General features: G+C 43.7%; 4 protein-coding genes. All 4 read right to left on the reverse strand.

Annotated elements, in window-relative coordinates; genetic code table 11:
- Nucleotide 1: 1 nt before the first annotated feature.
- From HUN22_RS04190 to HUN22_RS04205, 4 genes are read right to left on the reverse strand one after another with little or no spacing between them, the layout of a single operon-like run.
- Nucleotides 2–3,961 (reverse strand): non-ribosomal peptide synthetase, encoded by a 3,960-nt coding sequence (locus HUN22_RS04190; protein WP_174726628.1) that lies wholly within the window; start codon nt 3,959–3,961, stop codon nt 2–4.
- The gene (locus HUN22_RS04195) at nt 3,958–4,218 is read right to left on the reverse strand and encodes an acyl carrier protein (RefSeq protein WP_004795344.1); all 261 of its coding nucleotides are present in this window, start codon (nt 4,216–4,218) and stop codon (nt 3,958–3,960) included. Before HUN22_RS04195 ends, HUN22_RS04190 begins: the two co-directional genes overlap by 4 nt.
- On the reverse strand, nt 4,215–5,990 hold the full coding sequence (locus HUN22_RS04200; protein WP_174726631.1) for an acyl-CoA dehydrogenase: 1,776 nt from the start codon (nt 5,988–5,990) through the stop codon (nt 4,215–4,217). Before HUN22_RS04200 ends, HUN22_RS04195 begins: the two co-directional genes overlap by 4 nt.
- Before the next feature lie 50 nt (nt 5,991–6,040).
- On the reverse strand, nt 6,041–7,930 hold the full coding sequence (locus tag HUN22_RS04205) for a fatty acyl-AMP ligase (RefSeq protein ID WP_174726629.1): 1,890 nt from the start codon (nt 7,928–7,930) through the stop codon (nt 6,041–6,043).
- Nucleotides 7,931–8,259 lie beyond the last annotated feature (329 nt).

Here is an 8,259-nt window from a genome sequence, read left to right on the forward strand (position 1 = left end):
CTTATGCGGGAATTGGATACATCTGATCAATTGTCTGGGCAACAGCCACGACATTCTCAGCGTACATAATTGATGAATGATCACCAGGAAGATCCACCTGTTTAAAGGTGTCTTTAACCAATTGATCCCAACCTAGGCTTTCCCCAAAATCTTCTGGTTCATCTTTGGCCTTCACAAAAAGAATCGGAAACTCTTCAGGCTCTGGGAAATAAGTCTGGAGTGCGATGCCATTCGCCAAATAGGTATCAAAGTAAAGTCGGAAATCTGATGGGTCTGCATCTAGAGGCAGGACATTAATAGCCTTGGCTTCTTTAAGCACATGATCAAACATGTGATCTGGACTCAATTCACGCAAGTATTGTGCTGGGATCGTCAACCTCTTGCCGTAAGGCGCAGCCAAATCACGGGCAAACCAAGATAAAAGCATCGCATCATCAGCATCTTCAGGCACATTCTCTGGAATTGGAGCACGGGTATCGATCATGACAATACCTGTGACCTGCTGCCCCATTTGACGCAACTGATGACTGATCTCGTATGCGATCGCACCACCAAAGCACCATCCACCGAGGAAATAAGGTCCCTCAGGCTGCATCTTTTGCATTTCAGCAATATAGAGCGTTGCCATATCTTCGATTGCCACTTCCGCAGCATCTGCCTCAATCAGTCCAGGAGACTGAATAGCACGCAAGGTACGTTTCGGATTGAGATGACGCGAAAGCTCCATATAACAGAAGGTACTGCCACCAATTGGATGGAACAGCCAAAGTGGTTGTTCATAGGTTCCCCGGCGCAGTTCAATTACAATGGAAGGCTTAATTTCTTTATTTTCACGAATGATCTCACCCAAACTCTCTACAGTGGAATATTGGGCCAGCAAAGCAACTGATAGTTCGGTGCCAAATGCTTTTTTGAGGTGATTAACAAGCTTCACAGCAAGTAACGAATGTCCACCCAAGTCAAAGAAGTCATCATGTATACCAACCCGTTTAACCGATAAAATCTGCTCAAAAGTAGTACAGAGTTCAATTTCAATCGGATCACGTGGTGCAACATAATCGTTACTTTGTTCAAACACAGGCTCAGGAAACGCTTTACGATCCAACTTATTGTTGGCCGTCATTGGAAATTCATCCAACGTCATAAACGTATTTGGTACCATGTAAGCTGGTAAATGGATTTGCATCGTCTTTTTCAAACTAGCAATATCAATCTCATGGCCGGTTAAATAAGCCACCAGTTTTTGATCGTTGCTGGCTGTACTCTTAACCAGTACAACTGCATCGGTGATACCGTCGATCTGTTTGATAACATTCTCGATTTCGCCTAGTTCAATACGGAATCCACGAATCTTGACTTGGAAATCTAGACGTCCATGATGAGTTAAACTTCCATCGGTACGCAGACAGACTTTATCTCCGGTACGATAGAGTCGACCAGCATTTGGTAGAGATGGCAATGTTCTAAATTGGGCATCTGTCAGCTCAGGTCGATGCCAGTAATCAACTGCCAGACCATCACCACCAATCCAAAGCTCTCCCATGACACCTGGTGGGACTAAACGTTGCTGTTCATCAAGGACATAAAGCTGGGTGTTCGCCAGAGGTTCGCCTAAATCAATATTTTTTGCATCGGTGATACGAGCCGCACTAGACCACACTGTAGTTTCAGTCGGGCCATAGACATTCCATAGACAACCGACTTTACCTAACAGTTTTTCTGCCAGAATAGTATCTAGCGCTTCGCCTCCACAGAGTGCTGTCATTCCCGCATTGCCACTCCACTCGCTGTCTAAGAGCATTTTCCAAGAAGCCGGTGTTGCCTGCAAGACATTGATAGATTTAGTATTTAGATAATCCACCAATTGATTGCCGTCTTGTGATACTTCACGTGGGCAAACATGCACTACACCGCCGTACATTAGCGGAATGAGTAATTCAAGAATTGAAATATCAAATGCATAAGTGGTGATTGCTAATAGCTGAGTGTCAGCAGTCACTTGCAATCTATCATTCATAGATAGCAAGAAATTGATGATTGAAGGATGCCCAATACGAACACCTTTAGGTTTACCTGTCGAGCCTGATGTGTACATCACATAAGCTATGTCACCAAAGGCAAGCGTCTCGCGCACTTGTTCAAGTGGCACAACACCAGCTTGATTGATATCTAAACGCGGCACAGAAACGTTAAGAGCATCCATCAACTCGGTTTGAGTCAAGATAACTTTAGGTTCAGCATCTTCGATGATGTTGTGCAAACGTTCACTTGGGAAATTAGGATCTAGCGGTACATAAGCTGCTCCTGCCGCCCAAATCCCGAGGATTGCTGCTGGCAATAAAGCTGTACGATCTAACATCAGACCTACACGATTGCCACGGGTAACGCCATGCGCACGCAAATATTCAGCAATACCAGCGATATGTTGACCTAAGTCACGATAGCTAACCGCATGATCCTTCGAGGTCAAAGCATGATTGTCACCACGCTCATCAATCTGCTTTAAAATCATTGCCAGTAGATCATGTTGAGGATAATCAGTCGCCTGTCCACGTAGGGCCTCAAACTGAATGCCATTTTTATAATCAGGCGCAATATCTAACTCAACGATCTTACGTTCAGGATGAGCCACCATCTCTGATAGTACAGCTTGCAGCAGTTGCACCATATTCTCGGCAGACTGTGCAGAAAACAGCTCAGAGTTATATTTCAGTACACCAACTAGTTCGCCTTGATATTCACCACCCATTTCCAGCGTAAGATCTAATTGACCTTCTTGCTGGCGAACTGGAAAACTTCCTAAGGTCAGGTCTTGGCCGACCAAAGTCGCTGGAGTCTGTATTGGCAGGAGTAGTTCTTTAAACTCATCCATACCACCTAGACGTTCCCAGAACATTCCCACCTGAGCTAATGGGTTAATACTACCATCGCGCTTTGGTGAAACAGCTTCAACTACTCTGGAAAAGGCAACTTTTTGATGCTTGAGGCTCTGTCTTAATTGTTCCTGAACCTGCTGTGTAAATTGACGTAAAGTCTGGTCAGCATCAATGTCCATGTGAATAGCAATCGTATTGACAAACTGCCCCAGCGCATTGCGCAACGAGCGCTCAAGTCGACCAGCTACAGGTGTAGCAATAACGAGTTCATTTTCATTTGATAGCTTGTGTAGCAGGATATAGAAACCAGATAGTACAAGTCCAAACAGTGTGATCTCATAATCTTTGGCTAAGTTCACAAGTCCAGACGACACTGATTCAGGCACACGGAACACCAGCGAGCTACCTTTGTGTTGCTGCACAGCTGGTCGAGGATAATCAAGCGGAATGCTATGCACGTGTGGTGCATGCTTCAGTGCATTTTTCCAGAAAATTAAACTTTCATCAGTATCATCGATTACGCTGCTCTGCTGCTTATCAGCATACTGTGCGAACTCGATTCCGTTCACTACGTCTGACTCTGTAACTAGTCCAAAACGTTTACTAATTTCTCTCAGCAACAGACCAATTGACCAAAAATCCATGAGCGCATGATGAATCACGACTGCAATCACATAGTGATTTTCACCACGTTCATAACAATGAATACGCCACAGCGGTGGCTGAGTTAGATCAAACGGCTGTTTAGTATCCTGCTCGACCAATTGTGTCAAATCAGATGCATCGACATGGCGAGCATCAGAGAAGACGATATTAGGATAGATTCGATCCCAGATAAGTTGCTCAATACCCTGATCATTGGCAGGCATACTTACACGTAGCAGCGGATAATCATGCATTACCGCTTCTAGAATCTCCATCGGCTTATTGCCTAATGGTTGGTTGACCTTCACATCAAAGGCCACCACCATATTGTAGGCACTGCAGGTCGACTCAAGGCGCTGGATATACCAGATGCCGAGCTGTTCTGCAGAAATCGCATGACGTGACAGAACTTCTGGTTCTAGTCGTACAAGGTTATTCACGAAGCAACTCCCTGTTGCAACTCAGAAACAAGATATTCAGCCAACGCATTAATTGTCGGGTAATCCCATAGTAATGTCGGTTCAAGCTCTAGTTTTGTCAGATCTTCTAAATCCCCAGACACAGACAAAGCAACGATCGAGTCAAGACCGTAACTGGTAAATTTTTGATCTGGATTAATCGTCTCAGGCTCTACGCGCATTTCTTTGGCTACTAGCGTACGAATGATTGCGCTCCAGTAAGCTTTATCTTTATTCATGGGGTAATTTCCTCTTTAACCGGTTTGGCATCACGTGGTGCCAGTGCAAAATCGATGACAGATAACATATGGTTGGTTGAAATTCGGTCTAGCAGATCTGCCAATGTGCTTTCACGTAGTGATGTCATTGGAGGGGATGTTTGCCCTTCAGCAGCATTTAGGAAAATGATCAGCCACGCACCATCCTGCAAAGCAGGTCTTAAGCCATGACGGTTAAATATCCAAAAACCCAGCACAGCAATGCGAGCAAATAACTCGGCATAGTCACGGGCCAAGCTGAAACGTAATGTTTCAAACTCTTTGGCCGCTTCTGAATTTGAGAAATAATCCTGAATTTTTTGATCTAGCGTGCGCTGCTCGATAAGAAGTTGATCAGCACGTTCACGTAACGGGGACAGAATCTCAGCAGTCATTCCCTCTGTAACGTCCGCATCGTTGAGCATCTCGATGATCGTTCCCAGTGACTCCATCACCAAGTCACCATCGCGGTTGAAAATCTCAAGCTCACGAAAATCAATAGCATCCGTCTTCACCTGTAAGTCATATAACTGGTGATAGCGTGCTTTAGCTTCGGCTTGGTCGAGATGGTTTACTTTTTTGCTACGGCCTTTATTGGCAGACTTGAGCTGAAAACTCAGGCTGTCTAGACAGACGGTGCTACTGCCGTCAAACACACTAACAATCAGATGATCTCTGAAAGCTTTCTGGTACATTCCATCAGCATATGCATTTCTTAAGAAAAAACGCGATCCAAGCACTGAGGAAGTGATCTTAGCGAGTGACTCTACATACTCAGGCACCAGTACCTTAATGATCGGTGACCATGTGCTGAACTGATTAATACAAACGTGTAACCCACGCGCACCAACGAGTGATAACACCTCAGCTGCTAAAAGATAAGCATAGGCTGTAGCGAGTTGCTCACGCACTAGCGGAATACTTATTACTTTTTTGTTATATAACTCGCGTTCAATAGCAAACTCGGTTGCGATGCGTAGCATCGTATCGCCAGCACCTAGAGAGAAACTGCTGCAATATGCACGTGTTACCTGTAGAGTCTTCAGCCCAAGCTCTAACCCTTGGCCTTCTTCACCAATTAGAGCGTCTTTGTGAATTTCAGCATTGTTAAAGCCAATACCACTGATATCTAGCCCACGCATACCCACTGTTGGCAGGCGATTCAGACTATAAGTTCCCTTAGAAACCATATGGCGTTTATCAAGCCAAAATGCACTCAGGCTACGTGGTCCACGGTCATCCGACGTTTTAGCAATCAGACTTAAAGAGTCGCCTAGAGTAGCGCGATTGATTGACCATTTTTCGCCATTCAAAACGTACTTGCTTTCCGTGGCTTGTGCAGTTACTTCACTAGATAGAAGGTCAGCTCCATGCGCTTTCTCACTATAAGCCAGCGCTGGTGCAGCACCACTCAAAATTCGACTAGCAATGTTTTGGCATTGAGTCACATTACCGCCGATCCATACGATCACAGACCAAGCATTCGTACTATAAGTCGAATTGATGGTTAGATCGCGTCGTGCCAACACGCGATGCAGATATAGCAACTCTTCACCAATTTCCATACGACCTCCAAGCTCTGAAGGTACATAGAAACGGTTCATACCTACCGCATTCAGAAAATCAACAGCACGCTGAGGGTACTGTTCTTTCTCATCACGTTCGATGGCAGCGGACCAAGAAAAGTCGTTGTTGGTATCATGTACGGAGCCTAAAATTTGCTCCAGACGAGCGGCAGATTGAAACTGCCGCAAATTGGATGTAAGTGACATGAATTTTCACTCAAATGATTAAAAGGTAAGGGTTAAAACAAAGCACTTTTCAGACGATTAAAAATCAGCGTGCGTACTTCACGTTCCTTGATCATTGAGTTGAGTAGATTGGAGCTATAACGAATCAGCTGCCCCCGCTGCTCACGATCACGGATGACTTCTAAACCGTTCTTGACATAGTTTCGAGCAATCACCGTTCTACGGTTTGGATGGGTTAAACAGACCAGTTGACCGCGTTCGATCTGCTCTTTAATTTTTCTTCTTCTGATTTTGCCGCTCGTGGTCTTATTTATTCGGCCCTGATGCAGTAAAAAGACACCGTCTACAGGCAAGCCAATCTCAGCTGTCACTTGTTCCTTGACCTGAGTTCTAATGGCTTCAAAATTGAGAGTCTTGTCTAGTGACTTCTTCTTGATTTCAAGTACAACCGTAACACCGTCAGAATCAGCAACATTCACTGCTGCAACACAGCCTTTACGAACAGCAGGATGTGCCATTTCAACAGAGCATTCGATATCTTGTGGGTAATAGTTCTTGCCACGAATGATAATCACATCCTTAAGACGACCAGTCACATACAGGTTTCCATCTTTAACAAAGCCCATATCCCCCGTTCTTAAGTAATGCACTTGACTAGGCTTATCTGCCTTATCGAGGATGGTTGCAGCAAAGGTTTCCTGATTGACCTCTGGCTTCTGCCAGTAACCCGCAGTGACACTCTCACCTACTAGCCAGATTTCACCGACTTCATCAGCCCCTACCTCTTTGCGGGTATGTGGATTAACAATACGGCAATCAATGTGTGCAGAGATCTTGCCACAGCTCACCACTTGCACAGCATTCTGGTCTTGACTGGTCTGTACCAAGTGGGCATTTAACTTGTCACGATCAAGCGAAATTGCATTAAGAGGACCAGTCACACCACTGACTAAGAGCGTAACTTCCGCCAAGCCATAGCATGGCAAAAAAGTATCTAACTTCAATTGCGACTGAGTATTAAACTTCTCCATGAAGCGCTGCATAACATGAGCCTTGATTGGCTCGGCACCGTTAAACATTACACGAACGCGACTCAGATCAAGCGATGCAGCATCCTCATCTGAGATGCGATGCAAGCACAATTCATAGGCAAAGTTTGGTCCGCCGCTAATAGTGACGCCTTTATCGCTAATAAATTGTAGCCATTTAAGGGGTTTACGGATAAAGTCCAGCGGTGACATGACATAACAAGTCAGCCCCACGTACACGGTCTGCAAAACCGAGCCAATTAATCCCATATCGTGATAAACAGGCAACCATGTCAGGCCAATATCATCTGGCTGCGTACAAAAGGCTTCGGCAATCATCACTTCATTTGCCATAATATTTTTATGGGTAACGATTACACCTTTAGGCCAACCTGTTGATCCCGAGGTATACTGCAGGAAGCAAATATCATCTTCTACAATGAGCGGAAAATCTTTTTCTACCAAATCACGCTTCAATTCGGCATCAACGGCATGTAGTATTAAACTTTCATTTTGAGCCTTTAATGTGATCAGGCCTGATAGCTCAAGAATCTTTTTTGTTGTAAGTACTATTTTTGGTTCACAGTCATTCATAATATTCAAAATATTAGAAAAACCATTACGATTAAACGGCAAGCTAACTGGTACTGCGATAATTTTAGCTTTCAGACAAGCAAAAAAAGATACGATAAAGTCTAGCCCAGGCTCGAACAGCAATACGGCACGATCACCACTGTCTACAAGATTCATTAATATTTGAGCTTGATGTTGAACTCGTGCATTCAAGTCTTCATACGTAAGAGAATGAATACCACCCGATTTACGCCCTAAATACTCGAAAGCAACCTTACTTCCATTTAAATTTGCGTGGGATTCCAATGTTGCAATGATATTATCCGTATCCATTACAGCCATAACTTACTCCGATTAATTATAATTCACCCTTGAAATTCGCTAATTCAGAAATTACATTTCTAGCTGGGGCTTTTAATAAAAATGAATATACTTTTTGTTTAAAATATAAATTCACATTATATTTTAAGTGCGAGTGTTTCTTATTACACCTGTAAGGGTTTACAGGTTGATCTATATTTATTAAAAGTTAAGCCACCAGATCGTTTGCATAAATTATTTTTATTAAGTTCTAATTTTTTAATTTCAGTCATTAACTTAAATTTCATACCTCATTTTTACTTTTAGCTTGATAATTTTTAAAAATTTTAGAAGGCAATGAACCTGCTAAC

It is taken from the genome of Acinetobacter lactucae (assembly GCF_013344765.1).
GTDB lineage: Bacteria > Pseudomonadota > Gammaproteobacteria > Pseudomonadales > Moraxellaceae > Acinetobacter > Acinetobacter lactucae_A.